The following is a 21916-nucleotide window of genomic DNA, read 5'->3' on the forward strand; positions in this document are numbered from 1 at the left end:
CGTTCAGCTCAGGCATTTACCACTTGTAAGTTGCACTGGCGACGACACTGCGCTGGTCGCCGTAGTAGCAGTAGAAACTGTCACAGGTGGAGATGTAGTCCTTGTCCAGCAGGTTGGTGGCGTTCAGTGCCAGGGACGCGCCTTTCAGGCTGTTGTCCAGGCGGCCGAGGTCGTAATGGACCGCCGCGTCGAACACGGTGTAGGCGTCGGCCTTGCCCAGCCAGGTGTTGCCCTGATCGCCGTAGGTGTTGCCGGTGTAGCGAGCGCCGGCGCCAATGCCGAAGCCATCCAGCACGCCGGTGTGCCAGGTGTAATCGGCCCACAGCGAAGCTTGTTGGTTGGGCATCAGTTGCAGTCGGTTGCCCTTGTAGTCGCCTTTCTGCACTTCGGATTTGGCCAAGGTGTAGGCCGCGATGATTTTCAGGTTTTCGGTGACGTCGGACACCGCTTCCAGCTCCAGGCCCCTGACCTTCACTTCGCCAGTCTGGCTGGTGATCGGTGTGGCGCCGACGGTGGTGGTGACCGAGACGTTTTTCTGGGTCAGGTCATACACCGCTGCGCTGAGCAGGGTGTTGCTGCCCGGTGGCTGGTACTTGATGCCCAATTCCCACTGCTTGCCTTCGGTCGGCTTGAACGATTCGGTGCTGGAGGCTGATGCGCCGGTGGTGGGCTGGAAGGATTCGGCGTACGACAAGTACGGCACGAAGCCCGAATCAAACACATAGCTGATTGCCGCGTTGCCGCTGAAGTTCTTGTCACGCTGGGTGTTGGTGGCATCGCCCTTGTTGAAAAACTCGGTGCTGGTGTGGACCCAATCCTCACGTCCGCCGACGGTCAGGCGCCATTGGTCGAGGGCCATTTGATCCTGCACGTACAGGCCGGTCTGGTAGGTCTTCTGGTTGTAGTCGTAGAACGCGGTGGAACGCGGCGGACGAACGATCGGCTGGCCATAGATCGGGTTATTGACGTTGGTGGTCAGCCCGTCGCCGAAAATCGAGGTGTAGTTGGTGTTGCTGCGCTGGTGGTCGAGACCCAGCAGCAGGGTGTGACGGACATCACCGGTGGCGAAGTCAGCCTGGAAATTGTTATCCACGGCGAACTGGCTGATGTCTTCATCGACGATGGTGCTGGTGCGCCCGACGTTGCCTTCGTTATCCACCTGGGTGAACGGATACGAGCCGACAGTGAGCCCCTGGAACGACAGATCGGATTTGGTGTAACGCAGGTTCTGCTTGAACTGCCAGACGTCGTTCAAGCGATGTTCGAACGCATAGCCCAGAGCGTAGTAGGTGCGGTCGTAGTATTCCCAGTCCGGGTCGCCGAGATTCTTATGATGGGAAACCTTGCCGAACGGCATGTCGATCTTGGTGCCCTGCACCGGCAGGAACTGGCTGGTGATGCCGGTATCGTCGCGGGTGAATTGCGTGAGCAGGGTGAAGCGGGTGTCTTCGTCGATGTTCCAGGTCAGGCTCGGTGCGACGTTGTAGCGCTTGTTGTCGACGTGGTCGATCTGCGTGCCGCTGTCGCGCACCACGCCGCTCAGGCTATAGAGGAACTGGCCTTCGTCATCAATTTTGCCGGTGCTGGCGAAGTTGATCTGGCGCTGGTTGTCGCTGCCGTATTGCAGCTGGATCTCGTGGCTGTCTTCAGCGCTTGGACGGCGGCTGACCATGTCCAGCAAGCCACCCGGCGGGGTCTGGCCGTAGACCGACGACGCCGGGCCGCGCAGCAGGGCGAGGCGATCGAGGTTCCAGGTTTCCTGTTTCGGGTTGGCGTAGGTGCCTTTCGGCAGCGGCAGGCCATCGAGGAACTGGGTCGGCTCAAAGCCCCGGACCCGCAGCCAGTCGGCACGGGTGTCGCTGCCGTAGCTGCTGGCGACGATGCCGGGCATGTAGCGCACGGCGTCATCGAGGTTCTGCACATTGCGATCTTCCATTTGCTGGCGAGTGGCGACCGATATCGAGCGCGGCGCTTCGACCAGCGCGGTGTCGGTCTTGCTGCCGGCGGCGGTGCGCGTGGCGACGTAGCCTTCCACCGGGCCCCAGGCGCTTTCAGTGTTTTGGACACCGATGACGGCGGTTTCCGGCAGGGCCAGCGTGCCCTCGGGAATGGCGGCCAGGCTGTAGGTGCCGGCGCTGCTTTGCTCCAGTTGCAGACCGGTGCCGCGCAAGGCTTCACGCAGGGCGCTGGCGGCGTCGTACTGGCCCTTGACCGGCGCGGAGATCTTGCCCGCGGCCAGCGAAGGGTTCAACGACAGCGCGAGGCCCGCCTGGCTGGCGATCTGGTTCAGCGTGCTGGCCAATGGCGCGGCCGGCAGGTTGTAGGCGCGAACGCTGGACGCCTGTTCAGCGGCAATCAGCTGACTGCTGGCCAGCGGGGCGCAAAGGGCAATGGCGATGGCCAGCAAGCTGGGGCGCAACAAGGTGTCTAGCGAACGGGACATACAGCGGCTCCTGAATGGAAATATTTCTCAATTGCCTAGGTGCCGAATGAGAATCCCAAAGTGATAGGGCTGGATGAAAATAATTTCGATTCAGTAAGTGAGGGGCTGAGTCTAGATGTGTGCTGTTGTTGACGGCCTCTTCGCGGGCAAGCCTCGCTCCTACGGGTTTTGTGTCGACCTGTGGAGCGATGACATCCTGTAGGAGCGAGGCTTGCCCGCGAAGGCGGCCGATTAGACGCAACACCCCTCAGGGCTTGGCTTCGGCCTTCGCCACCGTCACCCACCACGGCGTGTGCTGTTCGATCTGCACGGGCAAGGTCGGCAGCAGCGCGCTTAGCGCCTTGTCGGTGTCGTGCAGGGGGAAGCTACCGGTGATCCGCAGGTCAGCCACCTCCGGCGCAACGCCCAAATGCCCCCGTCGATATCGACCGAGTTCGTGCACCAGGTCTTCCAGTCGTGTGTTGTCCACCACCAGCATGCCGCGGGTCCAGGCATCGGCGCCGAGGTTCAGCGCGACGATTGGGCCCAGGCCATTGCTGCGCATCAGCACTTGCTGGCCTTCACACAGGATCTGCTCTTCAGGGCTCGACTGCGGATGGGCGGCCACTGCGGACTGCAACACGCTCAGTCGCGTGCCGTCGTCCTCGCGCTTGACCAGGAACCGCGTACCCAGCGCGCGCAGGCTGCCTTCACGGGTTTCGACGATAAACGGTCGAGCGTCGCCATGACCGGTTTCGACGAGAATTTCCCCTTCCTGAAGGATGATCAGCCGCTGCTTCTCGTCAAAACGCACGTCCACCGCGCTGTGGGTGTTGAGGTTGATCAGCGTGCCGTCGCTCAGGCGCAGGGTGCGCTGCTCGCCGGTGGCGGTGCGCTGGTCGGCCAGCCAATAGTCGATGGGCAAATGACGATCACCGACGAACAGCGCCAAGCCGATTACTGCGACGACGCTGGCCAGGCCACTGCCGAGCTTGCGCACCCGTCGGCGAATGCTTTCGCGCGATTGCAATAACGCCGTGCGCGCCGGGCCGCTGGCGACGCTGAAACGCTGGTCGAGCATGCCCAGCTGGCGCCAGGCCCGCGCATGCTCCTCGTGGGCGGCGTGCCACTTGGTGAACTCTTCGCGCTCCACCGGGCTGCCGGAATCCAGGGATAATTGCCAGGCAATCGCGGCGTCCAGCACTTGGGCTGATACCGGTTTGGAACTGGCCGGGCTCATACCGGCTCACCGTACAGCGCGATGTAGCACTGACGAATGCCTTGTGCCAGGTATTGGCGAACCCGAGGCACTGACACGCCCAGGCGCTCGGCGATTTGCGCATGGCCGAGGCCGTCGAGGCGGTTATAGAGAAACGCCGCCCGGGCCTTGCTGGAAAGCTTGCCAAGCAGGCGGTCGATGTTTTTCAGGTCTTCGAGGATCAGCTGCTGTTCTTCCACCGACGGTTGTTCGCCTTCGGGGATCAGCATCAATTCGGTGAGGTAGGCCTGTTCCAGCGCTGCGCGACGGAAATAATCGAACAGCAAGCCCTTGGCGATCGCCACCAGAAACGCCCGCGGTTCACGAGGCTCCTTCAGCTCATCACGGCCGAGCAGGCGCATGAAGGTGTCCTGACTCAGGTCTTCGGCCCGTTGCGGGCAGGCCACATTGCGTCGCAGCCAGGCCAATAGCCACCCGCGATGGTCGCGATACAACGCACCAACGAGCTCACTTTGGGGGCTTTGGACTGACGACACGCAGCATCACCGATTGGGAAGTGTTAACTAACGAGAATTGTTCGCGATTGTGGCAGAGGCGGGGGAGGTAAGCAATTGGCCACTGGTCAGGTGGTTTTTGATGGGGAGTCTTCAGGTGGACCGCGTTGTCGTGCTTCGCGGGCAAGCCTCGCTCCTACAGGATGTCGTCGTTCCACAGATCAACACAAAACCTGTAGGAGCGAGGCTTGCCCGCGAAGGCGTCAGAACGACGCCGCAGATTTAGAAGGACGGCGCCCGCTGCCGGCGTTTCCACTGACTCACCCGCTGCTGCAAATTCAACGGGCTATGAATCTGCTGCTGCCGCGCCCGGCTGAACAGAATCAACGCCAGCTCCGCGGTGGCCAACGCATCGGCGCTGGCGTTGTGGCGTTCGAAGACTTCCAGCTTGAACCAGTCGATCCAGTCATCGAGCCCGGCATCGCGAATGTGCGCCTGAGGACACAGCAACGGTGCGATGTCCGCCACATCCAGAAACGTATTCTGCAATTTGTAGCCCAGATGCTCTTTCAGCGAACGCCCCAGCATGTGTTGATCGAACGGCGCATGAAACGCCAGCACCGGGCTGTCTCTGACGAACTCCATAAATTCGACCAATGCCTGAGCCGGATCGCTGCCAGCGGCAATCGCGCTAGGCCCCAGACCATGAATCAATACGCTGGGCCCTACCTTCATATCGGCGCATTGCAGCGTGCGTTCGAACTGCTGGCTGAAATCGATCGCTCCGTCTTCGATCACCACCGCGCCGATGGACAACACCCGGTCCTTGTTCAGGTTCAGCCCGGTGGTTTCCAGGTCGAGCACCACCCAGCGCTGCTCGCGCAGGCTGCATTCGCTCAGATCGGCCGCCGAGGGTAAGCGTTGCAGACGTTGCTGGAGTTCAGCGGTCAGGCTTGGGCCTGCCGGACGCAGCCATGAAAACAGGCTCATAGCTGATACCGCAGGGCCAGGCTGCTTTGCAGGCGTTGAGCCTGGCGCAGGGACTCACGCAGGATCCGTCGGTCCAGATGATTGAGGCTGTCAGGATCGACCCGGTTGGAGTAGGGCAAGTTCTCCCGAGTCTGTAGCTGATGTTGCTGCATGCGGGTTTGCTGGATGAAGTGGTAGGCCTCTTCATACGCGGCGCCGTCGAGCCGTTCGATGACCTCTTTGGCCACCAGTTCGCGAAAGCGCTCCAAGGTATTGTTGGACTCGATGCCATGGGCCAGGGCCAGCAATCGGGCGCCATCGACGAAAGGCGTCAGCCCCTGGACCTTCAGATCCAGCGTGGCTTTCTCGCCATTCTTGCGCGCCAGCACGAACTCACGGAAACGCCCGACCGGAGGGCGGTTGCGCAAGGCGTTCTCGGCCATCATCCGCTGGAACAACCGGTTGTCATTCACCTGATCGAGAATCCCCCGACGCAGCTGCTCGCAACCTTGTTCGTCGCCCCAGACCACTCGCAGGTCGAAATAGATGCTCGAACCCAGCAGGTTCTCCGGCGTCGCCTCACGAATAAACGCCGCAAAACGCCGCGCCCATTCGGCCCGGGACAAACACAGTTCAGGGTTGCCGGCCATGATGTTGCCCTTGCACAGCGTGAAGCCGCAGAGTGCCAGGCTCTGGTTGATCTGCTGGGCAATCGGCAGCAATTTGCCGCGAATTTCGGCGGCATGCGCCGCGTCCCGGGCTTCGAACAGAATGCCGTTGTCCTGATCGGTGTGCAGCGTCTGTTCGCGGCGACCTTCGCTGCCGAAGCACAGCCAACTGAATGGAATCCCAGGGTCGCCTTTTTCGGCGAGGGTCAGTTCGATCACCCGGCACACGGTGTGATCGTTGAGCAAGGTGATGATGTGGGTGATCTGGGTCGAGGAGGCACCGTGCGCCAGCATGCGTTCGACCAGTTGGCCGATCTCGCCGCGCAGCGCCACCAGGTTTTCCACTTTCTGGGCGCTGCGAATAGTCCGCGCCAAATGGACGAGGTCCACCCGTTGCAGGGAAAACAGGTCGCGCTCGGACACCACGCCGCACAGACGATGGTCCTTCACCAGGCAGACGTGGGCGATGTGCCGTTCGGTCATGGCGATCGCCGCATCGAAGGCGCTGTGGTCCGGTGACAGGAAAAACGGCGCCTGGGTCATGTGGCGTTCGATCGCTTCGTTGAAGTCGTCAGTGCCGTCGGCCACCACATGGCGCAGGTCGCGCAGGGTAAAAATGCCCAGCGGGGCTTTGCGCTCGTCGACAATCACGATGCTGCCGACCTGTTGCTCATGCATCAGGGTCACGGCTTCACGCAATGGCGTGGCGGGGCTGCAAGTCACCGGATGGCGCATGGCCAATTCGCCCAGTCGCGTGTTCAGCGAATATTGAGTACCGAGGGTTTCCACGGCTTTTTGCTGGACTTGCTGATTGACCTGATCCAGCAGGCTGCTGACACCGCGCAGGGCGAAGTCGCGAAACGTGGTGGAAAGGGCGAACAACTTGATGAACGCCAGCTTGTTGAGCTGAAGGCAAAAGGTGTCTTCGGCCGCCAGGTGTTCGGTGCGGGTCGCCCGTTCGCCCAGCAGCGCGGCGAGGGGGAAACACTCGCCGGTGGTGATTTCGAAGGTGGTTTCGGTGCCGCCCTTGGCCGTATGCGGGCGCTCACCCACAACCCGTCCTTGTTTGACGATATAGAAATGCTCAACCGGCCCGTCGGCCGGTTTGATGATGCTTTCGCCGGGCGCATAAAAACGCAGCTGACATTGTTCAACCAGATACGCCAGGTGCGCGTGTTCCATTTGATTGAAGGGCGGGAATCGCTGAAGGAATTGCAAAGTGCCCTGGATGTTCTGCAACACCGCGGTTTTCCCTGCCTGTGTAAAGGCGTCCTCTCTACTCATAACCATTACCGCAGTCTTTTTTGAATTGTTGTCGGATGACTACCCCCATGGTCGGCTCGTACATGCAGGGTGCCCATTGGACGTAAGTCTAGGTCGGGGCGTGCAGGCTTCGGAAGTTAGGAAATGTCTGACGCAAATGCAGGAAAAACCTCCTACATTGGCTATAGGAAAAGTTTCCGACGAAGTGCACATTGAAGGTCTACTTAGCGATGTCTGACGAAAGTGCTAGGGGATTGAATTGAAAACGTAGAGAAAGCCATGTCCGACCACGATATTTTGAGTGATGCCGAGCGCGAGGCGCTGAGTGCCGTCATGCTCGAACCCGATTTACCGGCGCAGCGGGTGCTGATCGTTGACGACGATAAAGACGCGCGTGAGCTGTTGTCGGAGATTCTTGCGTTGGACGGTATTCGTTGCATGACCGCCGCCAGTGGCGAAACCGCACTCAAAATGCTGGACGAGAAACCCTCGATCGGCCTGGTGATTACCGATCTGCGCATGGGACACATCGATGGCCTGGACCTGATCCGCCAGGTTCGCCAGTCGGAAAGGGCGGCCTTGCCGATCATCATCGTTTCCGGCGACGCCGATGTACAAGACGCGATTGCTGCAATGCACTTGAGCGTGGTCGACTTCCTGCTCAAACCTGTCAATACCGGCAAGCTGTTGGCGCTGGTCAAGCATGAGTTGGGAATGGATGCACCGGAATCTGAAATAAAAAGGCCCTGATCTTTCGATCAGGGCCTTTTTTTTGTCCGGCGCCAGTGCTCAGTTACAGGCCATTGGCAGCCTTGAACTCGCGGCGACGACGGTGCAGGACCGGCTCGGTGTAGCCGTTTGGCTGCTTCGTGCCTTCAACCACCAGTTCGACCGCCGCCTGGAAGGCGATGTTGCTGTCGAAGTTCGGTGCCAGCGGACGATACAGCGCGTCGTTGGCGTTCTGGCGGTCAACCACCGGCGCCATGCGCTTGAGGCTTTCCATGACCTGGTCATGTGTGACGATGCCATGACGCAGCCAGTTGGCGATGTGCTGGCTGGAAATCCGCAGCGTCGCACGGTCTTCCATCAGGCCGATGTCGTTGATGTCCGGCACCTTCGAGCAACCCACGCCCTGATCGATCCAGCGCACCACGTAACCGAGAATGCCCTGGGCGTTGTTGTCCAGTTCGTTCTTGATCTGTTCCGCAGTCCACTGCGGGTTCACCGCCAGCGGGATGGTCAGGATGTCGTCAACCGACGCGCGGGCACGTTTGGCCAGTTCGGCCTGACGGGCGAACACGTCGACCTTGTGGTAATGCAGCGCGTGCAACGCAGCGGCAGTCGGCGATGGAACCCAGGCGGTGTTGGCGCCGGCCAGCGGGTGAGCGATTTTCTGTTCGAGCATCGCCGCCATCAGGTCGGGCATCGCCCACATGCCTTTACCGATCTGGGCGCGACCTTGCAGGCCGGTGCTCAAACCGATATCGACGTTCCAGTTTTCGTAGGCGCCGATCCACTTCTCGGCCTTCATGTCCGCCTTGCGCACCATCGGGCCGGCTTCCATGGAGGTGTGGATTTCATCGCCCGTGCGGTCGAGGAAACCGGTGTTGATGAACACCACGCGCTCGCTCGCAGCTTTGATGCAGGCCTTGAGGTTGACCGTGGTGCGGCGCTCCTCGTCCATGATCCCGACTTTCAGCGTGTTGCGCGGCAGACCGAGGACTTCTTCGATGCGACCGAACAGCTCGTTGGTGAACGCGGCTTCTTCCGGGCCGTGCATTTTCGGCTTCACGATATAGACCGAACCGGTGCGGCTGTTCTTGCGCGAGTTGTTGCCGTTGAGGCTGTGGATCGCTGCCAGACTGGTGATCAAGCCGTCGAGAATGCCTTCCGGCACTTCGTTGCCGTCCTTGTCGAGGATCGCGTCGATGGTCATCAGGTGACCGACGTTGCGCACGAACAACAGCGAACGACCGTGCAGGCTCAGTTCCTTACCGTCGACACCGGTGTAGGTGCGATCAGCGTTCATGGTGCGGGTAAAGGTCTGACCGCCTTTGGAGACTTCTTCCGACAGGTCGCCCTTCATCAGGCCGAGCCAGTTGCGGTAGATCACCACTTTGTCATCGGCATCGACAGCGGCGACGGAGTCTTCGCAGTCCATGATGGTGGTCAGCGCAGCTTCCATCAGGATGTCTTTGATACCGGCAGCGTCGGTCTGGCCGACCGGGGTGCTGGCATCGACCTGGATTTCGAAGTGCAGGCCGTTGTTTTTCAGCAGGATTGCAGTCGGTGCGGCTGTATCGCCGTGGAAACCGATCAGCTGTGCATCGTTGCGCAGGCCGGTGTTGCTGCCGCCTTTGAGGGCGACGACCAGTTTGCCGTCAACGATCTTGTAGCCGGTGGAATCGACGTGAGTGCCGGCCGCCAGGGGCGCGGCTTCGTCGAGGAAGGCTCGGGCGAAGGCGATGACCTTGTCGCCGCGAACCTTGTTGTAGCCTTTGCCTTTCTCCGCGCCGTCAGCTTCGCTGATGGCATCGGTGCCGTAGAGCGCGTCATACAGCGAACCCCAACGGGCGTTCGAGGCATTGAGCGCGAAACGGGCATTCATCACCGGCACCACAAGCTGTGGACCGGCCATGCGGGCGATTTCGTCATCGACGTTTTGGGTCGTTGCCTGGAAATCAGCCGCTTCTGGCAGCAGATAACCGATGTCTTGCAAGAAGGCTTTATAGGCCACAGCGTCGTGTGGTTGACCGGCACGGGATTGGTGCCAGCCATCGATACGAGCCTGGAAATCATCGCGTTTGGCGAGTAGGGCTTTGTTCTTCGGCGCCAGGTCATGGATGACCTTGTCGGCACCGGCCCAGAACTTATCGGCGGTGAGGCCGGTACCGGGAATGGCTTCGTTGTTCACGAAGTCGAACAGGACTTTGGCGACCTGCAGGCCACCGACTTGAACGTGTTCAGTCATTGCTTGCCTCACTCTGCTCAGCTATTTCGCTTTTCAGCTCTTCAAATTAACAATGAAGCCTCTGGCTATTTAAACCACAAACCCCTTCCACCAGTACATGCCATTTCGGGCGGCTGGGATGGAACCGATCAACGGCTTTGAGGCCTTGCTGACAGGGCTATCAGGGCTGCGAGTGTGCCTGTGGCAGACATCGATCCAACGTTATGTAGTGCGCGCTGCGGCATACTACATGATGAATTGCGCTTGTGAAAATTAGACTAATTACGTCGTTCTGCGACCCCATGACGCATTGCAGTCACGTCGGGGCACGGGATGTTCTCAAAAAACTATTGGATTGTTCCAGTTAAATATAAAAACTTGTACACGATTTATTGTTCGCGATGTTCTTCGCGGCGCTCCTTTCGCGGGCAAGCCTCGCTCCTGCAGGGGGCGGCTCCTTCTAGGAGCGAGGCTTGCCCGGGAAGGCATTCGCCGATTCAACGCCGTAACAACCCTTGCCTATACTTCTTTTTCTATAACAAAAGAGGGCTGCGCCATGGACCACCTCGTACTCACTGTTTTCGCTCCGGACAAGCCAGGGCAGGTCGAGCGCATTGCCCAATGCATTGCCGAGCATGGCGGCAACTGGCTGGAGAGCCGCATGTCGCGCATGGCCGGGCAGTTCGCCGGGATTCTTCGGGTGGGCGTGCCGGCCGAGGCTTACGATGAGCTGGTCGATGCCCTGAAGGCGTTGTCCGCCCACGGTATTCGCGTGCTGATCGCCGAAAGCGGCATTGAGCAATCCTGCACCTGGAAACCGATTGCCATGGAGTTGGTGGGCAATGACCGCCCGGGGATTGTCCGTGACATCACTCGCCTGCTGAGTGAGCAAGGGGTGAGCCTGGAGCGTCTGGTGACCGAAGTGCGTCCGGCACCGATGAGCAGCGAGCCGTTGTTTCACGCCGAAGCGATCCTGGCGGTGCCGCTGACCTTATCGCTGGATGTCTTGCAGTCGCGCCTGGAAACCCTGGCCGACGATCTGATGGTGGAATTGGTGCTGCGCAGTGAACCCTGACCGGGTTATCCAAGTTAAACGTGCACCTGCCTGTGGATAACCTGTAGAGACAGCCCGCCAGCCCACGCCGGCCGGGCTTCTTCCAGATCTGATCAAAAAACCATCAGTTTCAACAAGTTGCGCACAAACGGCGGGGATCACGCTGTGGATAACCTTGGGAAGGATCACTGCAGGCCACGAAGGACGTGGCTCGCAGAGGTTTGTGTGTTTTTTGATCAGCTGCGGCGGCGAAGACTGATCACCGCATCGACGCTGTAAACCGCCAGACCTGCCCAGATAAAGATAAACGCGACCAGCGTGCTGGAAGACAAATGCTCGCCAAACAACAGCACGGCTTGCAACAGCACCAGCGTCGGCGCCAGGTACTGGAGGAAACCCAGCGTCGTGTAAGGCAGATGCCGTGCGGCGGCGTTGAAACACACCAGCGGCACCAGCGTCACTGGCCCGGCCGCCACCAGCCACCAGGCTTCGGATGTGGTCCAGAACTCGGGCTGAGCGCTTGTGGCCGTCTGATTGAACAGCAGCCAGGCAATGGCAATCGGCACCAGCATCCAGGTTTCCACCACCAGGCCGGGCAGCGCCTTGACTGGTGCCTGCTTGCGGATCAAACCGTAGAAGCCGAACGTCAGCGCCAACACCAGCGACACCCACGGCAAGCTGCCGACTTGCCACACCTGCTGCGCCACGCCGATGGCCGCCAGCCCCACCGCGATCCACTGCATGCGCCGCAGCCGCTCGCCGAGGATCAGCATCCCCAGCAACACGTTGACCAGAGGGTTGATGTAGTAACCGAGACTGGCCTCAAGCATGCGCCCGTTGTTCACCGACCAGACGTAGGTCAGCCAGTTGGCCGCAATCAGCGTGCCGCTCAGGGCCAGGACCGCCAGGCGTTTCGGGTTATCCCGCAGTTCCTGCCACCATCCCGGGTGTTTCCAGACCATCAGCAACAAGCCGCCGAACAGCGCCGACCACAGCACACGGTGAATGATGATCTCCACGGCCGGCACGCTGGCGATGGCTTTGAAATAGATCGGGAACAGGCCCCAGATGATGTAGGCATTCAGGCCCAGGATGTACCCGCGACGCGGGTTGGCAGCTTGCATGCAGAATCCTTGCTTAGGCAGCTAACAAAGAGGGGATTGTATAGATGTGTTGTATTTTTTGTAGGAGCGAGGCTTGCCCGCGAAGAACGATATCGCGGTCTGCCTGAAATACCGCGTTATCGTTCTTCGCGGGCAAGCCTCGCTCCTACTGGGGATCTGGTTGTCAGAAGAGCTTCAACGGTTCTTCGTTGAGAGCAGATAATTGCTCGCGCAACGCCAACACCTGATCACCCCAATACCGTTCACTGCCAAACCACGGAAAGCTGTGCGGGAACGCCGGGTCGTCCCAGCGGCGGGCGAGCCAGGCGCTGTAGTGCATCAGGCGCAAGGCGCGCAGCGGTTCGATCAGCGCGAGTTCCCGTGGGTCGAAGTCGTGGAATTCGTTGTAGCCGTCCATCAGTTCCGACAGTTGAACGAGACATTCCTGGCGATCCCCCGCCAGCATCATCCAGATGTCCTGCACCGCCGGGCCCATGCGACAGTCGTCGAGGTCGACGATGTGGAACATTTCGTCGCGGCACATCATGTTGCCGGGGTGGCAATCGCCGTGCATGCGGATGTTCTTGTGCGGGGTGGCCTTGTAGACCTCCTCCACGCGCTTGAGCAGGTCGCGGGCCACGGACTCGTAGGCCGGCAGCAGGCTCTTGGGGACGAAATTGCCTTCGAGCAGGGTGGTCAGCGAATCGTGACCAAAGTTCTTCACGCCCAGCGCTTCACGGTGTTCGAACGGCTTGGTGGCGCCGACGGCGTGCAGCCTGCCGAGCAACTGACCCAGTCGATACAGCTGATCAAGATTGCCCGGCTCCGGCGCACGGCCACCACGGCGGGGGAACAGGGTGAAACGAAACCCGGCGTGTTCATGCAGGCTGACGCCGTTGTGAATCATCGGCGCCACTACCGGCACGTCGCACTCGGCGAGTTCGAAAGTGAACTGGTGTTCTTCGAGAATCGCTTCGTTGGTCCAGCGTTGTGGGCGGTAGAACTTGGCGATCAGCGGCTCGGAGTCTTCGATGCCGACCTGATAGACGCGGTTCTCGTAGCTGTTGAGCGCCAGGATGCGTGCGTCGCTGAGAAAGCCGATGCTTTCGACGGCATCGAGCACGAGGTCTGGGGTGAGGGTTGCAAACGGGTGGGCCATGCTGACTCCTGCGCGCAGCAGGCTGCCGCGTCCGGCCAAGCATGGTAGCGCAGACGGGGCGTCTTTAGTGTTAAGGCTTGAGATGAGTGGTGTTGCCATCGCTAGCAGGCTAGCTCCCACAGGGGATTTGCGGTGTGTCGCAGATCCCGTGTGGGAGCTAGCCTGCTAGCGATGGGGCCCGATCAGGCGCCGACGATCCCGCCATCTTCACGCGTGATAGCCATCACCGAAGACCGCGGCTTGCCATTCGGCAGATGCTCCGGGAACGTCGAGCCCCCGTTCTCTCCAGGGTGCTGGATCCCGACAAACAACGTCTTCTGATCCGGCGAGAAGCTGATCCCCGTGACCTCGCAGCCAACCGGTCCGACCATGAACCGACGAATCTCCCCGGTCACCGGGTCGGCACACAGCATCTGGTTGTTGCCCATGCCGGCGAAGTCGCCTGCATTACTCGAATCGCCATCGGTGAGAATCCACAACCGCCCGGCCTTGTCGAAGCCCAGGCCATCCGGGCTGTTGAACATGTTCTGTGGCGTGATGTTCGACGAACCGCCCTTCGGCGTGCCAGCGTGGACGCCCGGGTTGCCGGCGACCACAAACAGGTCCCAGGCAAAGCTTTTGGAGCCGTGATCGTCACGATCAGTGCGCCAGCGCAGAATCTGCCCGTAGACGTTTTTCTCGCGCGGGTTCGGCCCGCCCACCGGTTGGCCGTCCTCGCCACGCTTGGCGTTGTTGGTCAACGTGCAATAGACCTGGCCATCCTTGGGACTGACGACGATCCATTCCGGACGGTCCATGCGCGTGGCCTTCACCACGCTGGCCGCGAGGCGCGCGTGAATCAGCACTTCGGCCTGATCGGCAAAACCGCTGCTGGCGTCGATCCCGTTTTTACCGTGGGTCAGTTCGATCCATTCGCCCTGGCCTTTCGGATGATCGGCGTTGCTGTCGCCCGCATCGAAGCGCGCCACGTACAAAGTGCCGTGGTCCAGCAGGTCGTGGTTGGCCTTGGGGTTCTTGTGGTTGATTTTGTCGCGGCTGACGAACTTGTAGATGAACTCGCCGCGTTCGTCGTCGCCCATGTACACCACGGCGTGACCGTCATGGGTTTCAGCCAGCGCAGCGTTTTCATGTTTGAAGCGGCCCAGCGCAGTACGTTTGACCGGCGTCGATTGCGGATCGAACGGGTCGATTTCCACGACCCAGCCGTGACGGTTGAGCTCGTTCGGATTTTTCGCCAGGTCGAACCGCTCATCGTGTTGATGCCAGTTGATCTCTTTGCTGGCCGCCACTGCGCCATAACGCTTCTGCGCGGCATCGAACTTCTGCTCGGCATTGCTGCTGCCGAAGCAATCGGTGAAGTTCTCTTCGCAGGTCAGGTATGTGCCCCACGGCGTCATGCCGTTGGCGCAGTTCTGGAAGGTGCCGAGGACGTGCTTGCCCTGCGGGTCAGCGCTGGTTTTCACCAGTGCGTGGCCGGCAGCCGGGCCGCTGAGGCTGATCGGTGCGTTGCCGTGAATGCGACGGTTGTAGCGCGAGCCCTGGACGAACGCCCATTGGCCGTTCTTGCGTTGCACTTCGATCACCGACACGCCTTCGCAGGCCAGAGCCTTGCGCACCTCTTCGGCCGATTGCGGCATGCCGCCGTGCGGGTAGAGGTAGCGATAGTTGGTGTATTCGTTGTTGATTGCCATCAGCGCCCGGTCTTTTTCGCCGGGAAATTCGAACAGGCTCATGCCGTCGTTGTTGTCACCGAACTGGACTTCCTGTTGCTCGGCGGTGCCGTTACCGCTCGGGTCAAATGCCGGACCGTTTTTTTGCAATGGCTGGCCCCAGCTGATCAGTACCGAAGACTTGTAGCCCGGCGGCAGGGTGATTGCGTCGCTGGTGGCGGCGGGGATGCTGTCAAAACCCAACAATTTGCTGGAGCCTGCGCTGACACTCGCGGCCAATACGCTGCGGCTCAGCAGGTTGCCACCGAGGAACATGGCCGCACCGCAGAGGGCGCCGGCGCTGATGAAACCGCGACGGCTGAGGCCGACCATTTTCTCGAGGTCGGTGGACTGGTTTTCTTCTAATAGGCTCACATCAGGCTCCCTGCTGGTTTTGCAGCCACCTTAAAGAGCAATGATGAAACTTTTGTTTCAGAGCGGTGTGCCGAGCAAGACGTTGGACGGCGCGAACTGCACCCGCACCGGTTTGTCGGTGGCAAGCCCCTGGCTCCTCAGGTGCTGCGGCTCGGCCAGCGCGCAGAGTGTCTGGCCATTGGGCAGGCCGATGCGCACTTCGCTGGGGCCGTCTGGGGCGTCGAGTATTTCTTCGATGATGCCATTCAGAAAGTTGCTACCCGGTGTCGCTTGCTGATCGATGCCCAGTAACTCCAGCCAACCGGCCTTGATCAGGGCCACGACTTCGGTGCCGGTCTCCAGCTCCAGGCGCAGGGTGCTGTCGTGCGTGATCTGCGCATCGAGGGTCAAGCCTTCGGCCAGTTCAAGACGGACCCGATCGTTGTGCCCCTGGTTGTCGATCGCCACGACCTTGCCGTGCAATTGATTGCGCGCGCTGGTTCTGAGCATCAGCCGACCGAGCAGGTCCAGGTCGCTGGCATCTTCGGCGGCTTCCAACACCTGGGCCTGCAAGGCTTGCAGTTTTTGATAAAGGCGCAGCACTCGCTGGCCTTCACTTGAAAGCTTGGCGCCACCACCGCCCTTGCCGCCGACGCTGCGCTCCACGAGCGGTTTTTGCGCTAGGTTGTTCAGCTCATCGATAGCGTCCCACGCCGCCTTGTAACTCAGTCCCGCGCTTTTCGCGGCGCGGGTGATCGAGCCCTGTTCGGCAATATGTTGCAGCAACGCGATGCGCTGCGGGCGACGGACAATGTGCTGGGACAACAAGGTGGGCAAGGACATGGTGAGGCGCTTTGGGCTGTGGCGATGGGGAGGACGTTGGCGGCTGGAAGCCTGGGAGTCAAGTCAGCCCACGTCCTTGTGGGAGCGAGCTTGCTCGCGATGAGGCCATCACAGTCACCATTGATGTGTCTGATACACCGCCATCGCGAGCAGGCTCTCTCCCACAGGTTTTGTGCATGGCGTTACGTCAGGCTGCGTCGCCGGGTTTGGGCGTGCGGGCCAGGCAATAAACATCTACCCGAGCCGCGCCCGCGTCCATCAACAGGCGAGCAAGGGCCTGAGCCGTGGCGCCGGTGGTCAGCACGTCGTCCACAATTGCCAGGTGCCGCCCTTTGACCGGCGCATCGGCCGTCAGGGCAAACGCATTGCGCAGGTTCTTTTTGCGAGCGTCGGCATTCAGGTCCTGTTGCGCGCTGGTGTCCTGAATCCTCAGCAGCAGTTGTTCATCGCAAGGGATGTCGAGGCTACTACTGAGCCAGTGGGCGAGCATCGCGGCCTGGTTGAAACCCCGTTGACGCAGGCGTTTTGCAGCCAGCGGAACGGGGGCCAGAACGTCGGGCCGATTAAGGTCCTCATCGAAGCGATGTTGCAGGAACTGCGCGAGAAGTTCGCCGAGCAGGCGGCCAAACGGCCACTTGGCGCTGTGCTTGAAGCGCGTGATCAACGTGTCCACCGGAAAGCTGTACGTCCAGGGCGCGGCGACCCGCTCGAAAGCCGGCGGCAGTTTTAAACATGGGCCACACGTCAGGCCTGACGCAGGCAACGGCAGCGCGCAGGTCTGGCAGTGATCGCCCAGCCAGGGCAGGTCGGTTTCACAGGCCATGCAGATCGGCCTGACGTCCTCGGTGGCTTCACTGCAGAGCAAACAGTGTTGGTTATTATTTAACCAGATGTAAACCGGTCCAACGTATCGTGGTTGACAGCGCATCACTCTTCCTTAAATATGCCGAACATCCGTGTCGCGTCTGTGGGTATTCCCTTCCCCAGTCGCTTGCCAAGCATAAACAAGGAAACGCCCATGAGCGCCAGCACCTCTGCCACCCTGCGTCATGACTGGTCTTTGGCCGAAGTCAAAGCACTCTTCGTTCAGCCATTCAACGACCTGTTGTTCCAGGCGCAAACGGTGCACCGCGCGCATTTCGACGCCAACCGCGTCCAGGTTTCCACCCTGCTGTCGATCAAGACCGGCGCCTGCCCGGAAGATTGCAAATATTGTCCGCAGTCCGGTCACTACAACACCGGCCTGGAAAAAGAAAAGCTGATGGAAGTGCAGAAGGTCCTCGAAGAGGCCGCACGCGCCAAGGCCATCGGTTCGACCCGTTTCTGCATGGGCGCGGCGTGGAAACACCCGTCGGCCAAAGACATGCCTTACGTGCTGGAAATGGTCAAAGGCGTGAAAGCCATGGGCCTGGAAACTTGCATGACCCTGGGTCGCCTGGATCAGGACCAGACCGTTGCGCTGGCCGACGCCGGCCTTGATTACTACAACCACAACCTCGACACCTCGCCGGAGTTCTACGGCAGCATCATCACCACCCGCACTTACAGCGAGCGCCTGCAAACCCTGGCTTACGTGCGTGAATCGGGGATGAAGATCTGCTCCGGCGGCATCCTCGGCATGGGCGAGTCCCTCGATGACCGCGCCAATCTGCTGATCCAGCTGGCCAACCTGCCCGAGCATCCAGATTCGGTGCCAATCAACATGCTGGTGAAAGTCGCCGGTACGCCGCTGGAAAACGCCGAGGACATCGACCCGTTCGACTTCATCCGCATGCTCGCCGTCGCGCGCATCCTGATGCCGCAATCCCACGTGCGCCTGTCCGCTGGCCGCGAAGCGATGAACGAGCAGATGCAGGCCCTGGCGTTCTTCGCCGGTGCCAACTCGATTTTCTACGGCGAAAAACTGCTGACCACCGCCAACCCGCAGGCCGACAAGGACATGCAACTGTTCTCGCGCCTGGGGATCCTGCCGGAAGCGCGCGAAGAGCACGCGGACGAAGTGCATCAGGCCGCGATCGAACAAGCGTTGGTTGAGCAGAAGAGCAGCGAGCAGTTCTATAACGCGGCTGTTTGACGCTCCACTGATCCTTCTGAAGGAATGCAAAACCCTGTAGGAGCGAGCCTGCTCGCGAAGAGGCATTCACACTCAACATAAATGTTGGTTGTTCGATAGCTTTCGCGAGCAGGCTCGCTCCCACAGGTACTGCGATCGCTACTGAATTCTGATCCACGAGGCCTGCATGTCTTTCGATCTCGCCGCACGCCTTGCTGCCCGTCGTGCCGAAAACCTCTACCGCCAGCGCCCCCTGCTCGAAAGCCCTCAAGGCCCGGAAGTGGTGGTCGACGGTCAGCCATTGCTGGCGTTCTGCAACAACGATTACCTGGGCCTGGCCAATCATCCGCAAGTGATCGAAGCCTGGCGCGCCGGTGCTGCTCGTTGGGGTGTCGGTGGCGGGGCGTCGCATTTGGTCATTGGCCACAGCACGCCGCATCATGAGCTGGAGGAAGCGTTGGCCGACCTGACCGGTCGCCCGCGTGCGCTGCTGTTCACCACCGGTTACATGGCCAACCTCGGCGCGGTCACCGCGTTGATCGGGCAGGGTGATACGGTGCTGGAAGACCGCCTCAATCATGCCTCGTTGCTGGATGCCGGTTTGTTGTCCGGCGCGCGTTTCAATCGCTATCTGCACAACGACGCGGTCAGCCTGGCCAAGCGGCTGGAGAAGGCTACCGGCAATACACTGGTGGTCACCGACGGCGTGTTCAGCATGGACGGCGATATTGCCGACTTGCCGGCGTTGGCCCGGGAAGCCAAGGCTAAGGGCGCGTGGCTGATGGTCGATGACGCCCATGGCTTCGGCCCGCTGGGCGCCAACGGCGGCGGGATTGTCGAGCATTTCGGCCTGAGTCAGGAAGACGTGCCGGTGCTGGTCGGCACCCTCGGCAAGGCATTCGGCACGGCAGGAGCCTTTGTGGCCGGCAGCGAAGAACTGATCGAAAGCCTGATCCAGTTTGCCCGCCCCTATATCTACACCACCAGCCAGCCACCGGCCCTGGCTTGCGCGACGCTGAAAAGCCTTGAGCTGCTGCGCACTGAACATTGGCGACGCGAGCATCTGAAGACGCTGATCCGCCAGTTCCGCCATGGCGCCGAGCAGATCGGCCTGGAGTTGATGGACAGCTTCACGCCGATCCAGCCGATCATGATCGGCGATGCCGGACGTGCGATGCGACTGTCGCGGATGCTGCGCGAGCGCGGACTGATGGTCACGGCGATTCGTCCGCCCACCGTGCCCGCCGGCAGCGCCCGTCTGCGCGTGACCCTGACCGCCGCCCACAGCGAAGCGCAGGTGCAGCTATTGTTGAATGGACTGGCCGATTGTTTTCAATTACTGGGACCGGAGCCAAGCCATGCGTGATCGACTGATTCTGCTGCCCGGCTGGGGCCTCGGAATTTCACCGCTGGAGCCTTTAGCGGCCGCCTTGCAGGGGCTGGATGAGCATCTGCGGGTCGAGATCGAGCCGTTGCCGGAACTGGAATCGAGCGATATTGAAGAGTGGCTCGATGAACTGGATTCGACGATCCCGCAAGACACCTGGCTCGGTGGCTGGTCCCTCGGTGGCATGCTTGCGTCTGAGCTGGCGGCGCGTCGTGGTGATCGTTGCTGTGGCTTGCTGACCCTGGCGAGCAATCCTTCTTTTGTCGCCCATGAGCAATGGCCGAGCGCGATGGCTGGCGAAACCTTCGACGCGTTTCTCGCCGGTTGCAAGGCCGATCCGCGAATGACGTTGAAGCGCTTTTCACTCCTTTGCGCCCAAGGATCGGAAGATCCTCGCGGGCTGTCGCGGTTGTTGCTCGGTGGGGCGCCGCACACCTCTGAAGCCGTGCTGATGAGCGGTCTGGAAGTGCTCGCCCAACTAGATACCCGTCAAGCCTTGCAGGCATTTCGTGGTCCGCAACTGCATTTGTTCGCCGGCCTCGACGGTCTGGTCCCGGCCGAGGCAGCGAGCGAGTTGCTGGCCTTGCTGCCGGATGTCGAAATCGGCCTGATCGAACAGGCCAGCCATGCGTTTCTACTGGAAGACCCCCACGGTGTGGCGGGGGCGATCCAGGCCTTTTTGCACGAGTCCGGTGATGACTGATTTATCTTTCCCCAATCTACCCGGCGGCTTGCCTGACAAGCGCCAGGTGGCGGCCTCCTTCTCCCGCGCGGCGTCGAGCTACGACAGCGTGGCCGAATTGCAGCGCGATGTCGGCAGCCAGTTGTTGAGCCTTTTGCCCGGTGATTTTGTGCCGGGTGTCTGGCTGGATCTGGGCTGCGGTACCGGGCATTTCAGCCGGGCATTGGGCGAGCGCTTTTCTTCGGGCAACGGACTGGCAATGGACATCGCCGAGGGCATGCTCAAACACGCCCGGCCATTAGGCGGCGCCACCCATTTCATCGCCGGGGATGCAGAACGGTTGCCGTTGCAGGATTCGACCTGTGATCTGATCTTCTCCAGCCTGGCGGTGCAGTGGTGCGCGGATTTCGAATCGGTGCTCAGTGAGGCGTTTCGGGCACTCAAGCCGGGCGGGGTATTCGCGTTTGCTAGTCTTTGTGTAGGGACGCTGTTTGAGTTGCGTGACAGCTGGCGTCAAGTGGATGGCATGGTGCACGTCAATCGCTTCCGCGAGTTCAGTATTTATCAACAGCTGTGCGCGACCAGTGGCTTGCGGGTTGTCAGTCTGGAGACCCGTCCTCATGTGTTGCATTACCCGGACGTGCGCAGCCTGACGCATGAACTCAAGGCGTTGGGCGCGCACAACTTGAACCCCGGTCGGCCGGGCGGTTTGACCGGTCGGGCGCGGATCCTTGGCTTGGTCGAGGCTTATGAGCAGTTTCGTCAGGCCGAAGGATTGCCGGCGACTTATCAAGTGGTCTACGCCGTGTTGGAGAAACCCATATGAGCGCTGCTTATTTCATTACCGGCACGGACACTGATGTCGGCAAGACCACCATTGCTGCCGGCCTGTTGCATGCTGCGCGGTCGGCGGGCATGAGCACGGCGGCGGGCAAGCCGGTCGCTTCTGGCTGTGATGTGACGCCCAAGGGTTTGCGAAATTCCGATGCGCTGGCGTTGCTGGCCGAGTGCTCGTTGCCGCTGACTTATGCACAGGTCAACCCGGTGGCGTTCGAACCGCCGATTGCTCCGCACCTGGCCGCGCGGGAGGCGGGCGTGGCGCTCACGGTGCAATCACTGTTGACGCCGATGCTCGCGATTCTCGACATGCAGGCCGATTTCACCTTGATCGAAGGTGCTGGCGGATGGCGCGTGCCGTTGGCGGATCAGGACAATCTGTCGGATCTGGCAATGGCGCTGGGCCTGCCGGTGATCCTGGTGGTCGGCGTGCGCCTGGGTTGCATCAATCATGCACTGCTGACCGCCGAGGCGATTGCTCAGGATGGTTTGCAGCTGGCGGGGTGGGTGGCCAATATCATCGATCCGAAGACCTCGCGCCTGGAAGAAAACCTCGCGACCCTCGCCGAGCGCATTCCCGCGCCTTGTCTTGGACGAGTGCCAAAACTCAAATCGGTCACCGCAGAAGCGGTGGCGGAACACCTGCAACTGGATCTGCTGGATTGAGATTTTGCCTATGACAAGGCACTGTGCCATTAGTGTTTTTGTCGGGCCTTTTGCCATCAGGTCTGTTTCAATGGCCGCTGTTGT

General features: G+C 60.8%; 18 protein-coding genes. 7 read left to right on the top strand and 11 right to left on the bottom strand.

The genetic code is table 11. The features are described 5' to 3' along the window. Positions 1–16 precede the first annotated feature (16 nt). The 5 genes from BLU63_RS13190 to BLU63_RS13215 form a co-directional block, all read right to left on the bottom strand. Positions 17–2443 carry a TonB-dependent siderophore receptor gene (locus BLU63_RS13190; RefSeq protein WP_083375616.1) on the bottom strand — a complete coding sequence of 809 codons (2427 nt, stop codon included), beginning with the start codon at positions 2441–2443 and terminating at the stop codon, positions 17–19. A gap of 247 nt (positions 2444–2690) precedes the next feature. Then, complete coding sequence (locus tag BLU63_RS13195) at positions 2691–3662, bottom strand: FecR domain-containing protein (protein WP_077747287.1); 972 nt, start codon at positions 3660–3662, stop codon at positions 2691–2693. Further along, a complete protein-coding gene (locus BLU63_RS13200) occupies positions 3659–4177 on the bottom strand; it encodes an RNA polymerase sigma factor (protein ID WP_010467082.1) in 519 nt (172 codons plus the stop codon). The genes BLU63_RS13195 and BLU63_RS13200 overlap by 4 nt, the downstream gene beginning before the upstream one ends. Before the next feature lie 240 nt (positions 4178–4417). Next, entirely contained in the window at positions 4418–5125 is a 708-nt protein-coding gene (locus tag BLU63_RS13210; protein ID WP_083375618.1) for a 3'-5' exonuclease, read from the bottom strand. Then, positions 5122–7062 carry a putative nucleotidyltransferase substrate binding domain-containing protein gene (locus tag BLU63_RS13215; RefSeq protein WP_042932509.1) on the bottom strand — a complete coding sequence of 647 codons (1941 nt, stop codon included), beginning with the start codon at positions 7060–7062 and terminating at the stop codon, positions 5122–5124. The genes BLU63_RS13210 and BLU63_RS13215 overlap by 4 nt, the downstream gene beginning before the upstream one ends. 252 nt (positions 7063–7314) lie before the next feature. On the opposite strand from BLU63_RS13215, the gene BLU63_RS13220 reads away from it, so the two are divergent. After that, positions 7315–7785 (top strand): response regulator, encoded by a 471-nt coding sequence (locus tag BLU63_RS13220; protein WP_010467088.1) that lies wholly within the window; start codon positions 7315–7317, stop codon positions 7783–7785. 43 nt (positions 7786–7828) lie between these two features. Here BLU63_RS13220 and BLU63_RS13225 read toward each other — a convergent pair whose 3' ends face one another. Next, on the bottom strand, positions 7829–10006 hold the full coding sequence (locus BLU63_RS13225; protein ID WP_010467089.1) for a malate synthase G: 2178 nt from the start codon (positions 10004–10006) through the stop codon (positions 7829–7831). A gap of 535 nt (positions 10007–10541) precedes the next feature. Here BLU63_RS13225 and BLU63_RS13230 point away from each other — a divergent pair. Then, positions 10542–11060 carry a glycine cleavage system protein R gene (locus BLU63_RS13230; protein WP_010467092.1) on the top strand — a complete coding sequence of 173 codons (519 nt, stop codon included), beginning with the start codon at positions 10542–10544 and terminating at the stop codon, positions 11058–11060. A 215-nt stretch (positions 11061–11275) separates the two neighbouring features. Here the strand turns inward: BLU63_RS13230 and rarD are convergent, their stop codons facing one another. From rarD to BLU63_RS13255, 5 genes are all read right to left on the bottom strand, one after another. Continuing rightward, positions 11276–12163, bottom strand: a complete 888-nt coding sequence (gene rarD / locus BLU63_RS13235; protein ID WP_083375619.1) for an EamA family transporter RarD — start codon at positions 12161–12163, stop codon at positions 11276–11278. A 163-nt stretch (positions 12164–12326) separates the two neighbouring features. Continuing rightward, entirely contained in the window at positions 12327–13301 is a 975-nt protein-coding gene (locus BLU63_RS13240) for a serine/threonine protein kinase (protein WP_077747291.1), read from the bottom strand. A gap of 182 nt (positions 13302–13483) precedes the next feature. Next, entirely contained in the window at positions 13484–15385 is a 1902-nt protein-coding gene (locus BLU63_RS13245) for a PhoX family protein (protein WP_083375620.1), read from the bottom strand. 57 nt (positions 15386–15442) lie between these two features. Next, positions 15443–16207 carry a TOBE domain-containing protein gene (locus tag BLU63_RS13250; protein WP_083375621.1) on the bottom strand — a complete coding sequence of 255 codons (765 nt, stop codon included), beginning with the start codon at positions 16205–16207 and terminating at the stop codon, positions 15443–15445. 187 nt (positions 16208–16394) lie between these two features. Continuing rightward, the gene (locus BLU63_RS13255) at positions 16395–17135 is read right to left on the bottom strand and encodes a ComF family protein (RefSeq protein WP_083375622.1); all 741 of its coding nucleotides are present in this window, start codon (positions 17133–17135) and stop codon (positions 16395–16397) included. Between the two features lie 90 nt (positions 17136–17225). Between BLU63_RS13255 and bioB the strand changes: the two genes are divergently transcribed. The 5 genes from bioB to bioD all read left to right on the top strand — a co-directional run bounded on the left by bioB (position 17226) and on the right by bioD (position 21832). After that, entirely contained in the window at positions 17226–18281 is a 1056-nt protein-coding gene (gene bioB / locus BLU63_RS13260; RefSeq protein WP_083375623.1) for a biotin synthase BioB, read from the top strand. Between the two features lie 166 nt (positions 18282–18447). Next, positions 18448–19626: an 8-amino-7-oxononanoate synthase gene (gene bioF / locus BLU63_RS13265; RefSeq protein WP_083375624.1), complete on the top strand. Its 1179-nt coding sequence runs from the start codon at positions 18448–18450 to the stop codon at positions 19624–19626. Then, positions 19619–20350 carry an alpha/beta fold hydrolase gene (locus tag BLU63_RS13270; RefSeq protein ID WP_010467117.1) on the top strand — a complete coding sequence of 244 codons (732 nt, stop codon included), beginning with the start codon at positions 19619–19621 and terminating at the stop codon, positions 20348–20350. Before bioF ends, BLU63_RS13270 begins: the two co-directional genes overlap by 8 nt. Next, complete coding sequence (bioC, locus tag BLU63_RS13275; protein WP_083375625.1) at positions 20343–21155, top strand: malonyl-ACP O-methyltransferase BioC; 813 nt, start codon at positions 20343–20345, stop codon at positions 21153–21155. Before BLU63_RS13270 ends, bioC begins: the two co-directional genes overlap by 8 nt. Then, positions 21152–21832: a dethiobiotin synthase gene (gene bioD, locus BLU63_RS13280; protein ID WP_010467119.1), complete on the top strand. Its 681-nt coding sequence runs from the start codon at positions 21152–21154 to the stop codon at positions 21830–21832. Before bioC ends, bioD begins: the two co-directional genes overlap by 4 nt. The last annotated feature ends 84 nt before the right edge of the window (positions 21833–21916 follow it).

Source organism: Pseudomonas mandelii (assembly GCF_900106065.1).
Lineage (GTDB): Bacteria > Pseudomonadota > Gammaproteobacteria > Pseudomonadales > Pseudomonadaceae > Aquipseudomonas > Aquipseudomonas mandelii.

Coding starts and splice junctions, on each gene's coding strand:
- BLU63_RS13220 (WP_010467088.1), top strand. CDS start 7,315: ATGTCCGACCACGATATTTTGAGTGATGCCGAGCGCGAGGCGCTGAGT.
- bioC (WP_083375625.1), top strand. CDS start 20,343: ATGACTGATTTATCTTTCCCCAATCTACCCGGCGGCTTGCCTGACAAG.
- BLU63_RS13240 (WP_077747291.1), bottom strand. CDS start 13,301: ATGGCCCACCCGTTTGCAACCCTCACCCCAGACCTCGTGCTCGATGCC.
- BLU63_RS13250 (WP_083375621.1), bottom strand. CDS start 16,207: ATGTCCTTGCCCACCTTGTTGTCCCAGCACATTGTCCGTCGCCCGCAG.
- BLU63_RS13210 (WP_083375618.1), bottom strand. CDS start 5,125: ATGAGCCTGTTTTCATGGCTGCGTCCGGCAGGCCCAAGCCTGACCGCT.
- BLU63_RS13190 (WP_083375616.1), bottom strand. CDS start 2,443: ATGTCCCGTTCGCTAGACACCTTGTTGCGCCCCAGCTTGCTGGCCATC.
- rarD (WP_083375619.1), bottom strand. CDS start 12,163: ATGCAAGCTGCCAACCCGCGTCGCGGGTACATCCTGGGCCTGAATGCC.
- BLU63_RS13230 (WP_010467092.1), top strand. CDS start 10,542: ATGGACCACCTCGTACTCACTGTTTTCGCTCCGGACAAGCCAGGGCAG.
- bioB (WP_083375623.1), top strand. CDS start 17,226: ATGAGCGCCAGCACCTCTGCCACCCTGCGTCATGACTGGTCTTTGGCC.
- BLU63_RS13215 (WP_042932509.1), bottom strand. CDS start 7,062: ATGGTTATGAGTAGAGAGGACGCCTTTACACAGGCAGGGAAAACCGCG.
- BLU63_RS13270 (WP_010467117.1), top strand. CDS start 19,619: ATGCGTGATCGACTGATTCTGCTGCCCGGCTGGGGCCTCGGAATTTCA.
- bioF (WP_083375624.1), top strand. CDS start 18,448: ATGTCTTTCGATCTCGCCGCACGCCTTGCTGCCCGTCGTGCCGAAAAC.
- BLU63_RS13255 (WP_083375622.1), bottom strand. CDS start 17,135: ATGCGCTGTCAACCACGATACGTTGGACCGGTTTACATCTGGTTAAAT.
- bioD (WP_010467119.1), top strand. CDS start 21,152: ATGAGCGCTGCTTATTTCATTACCGGCACGGACACTGATGTCGGCAAG.
- BLU63_RS13195 (WP_077747287.1), bottom strand. CDS start 3,662: ATGAGCCCGGCCAGTTCCAAACCGGTATCAGCCCAAGTGCTGGACGCC.
- BLU63_RS13225 (WP_010467089.1), bottom strand. CDS start 10,006: ATGACTGAACACGTTCAAGTCGGTGGCCTGCAGGTCGCCAAAGTCCTG.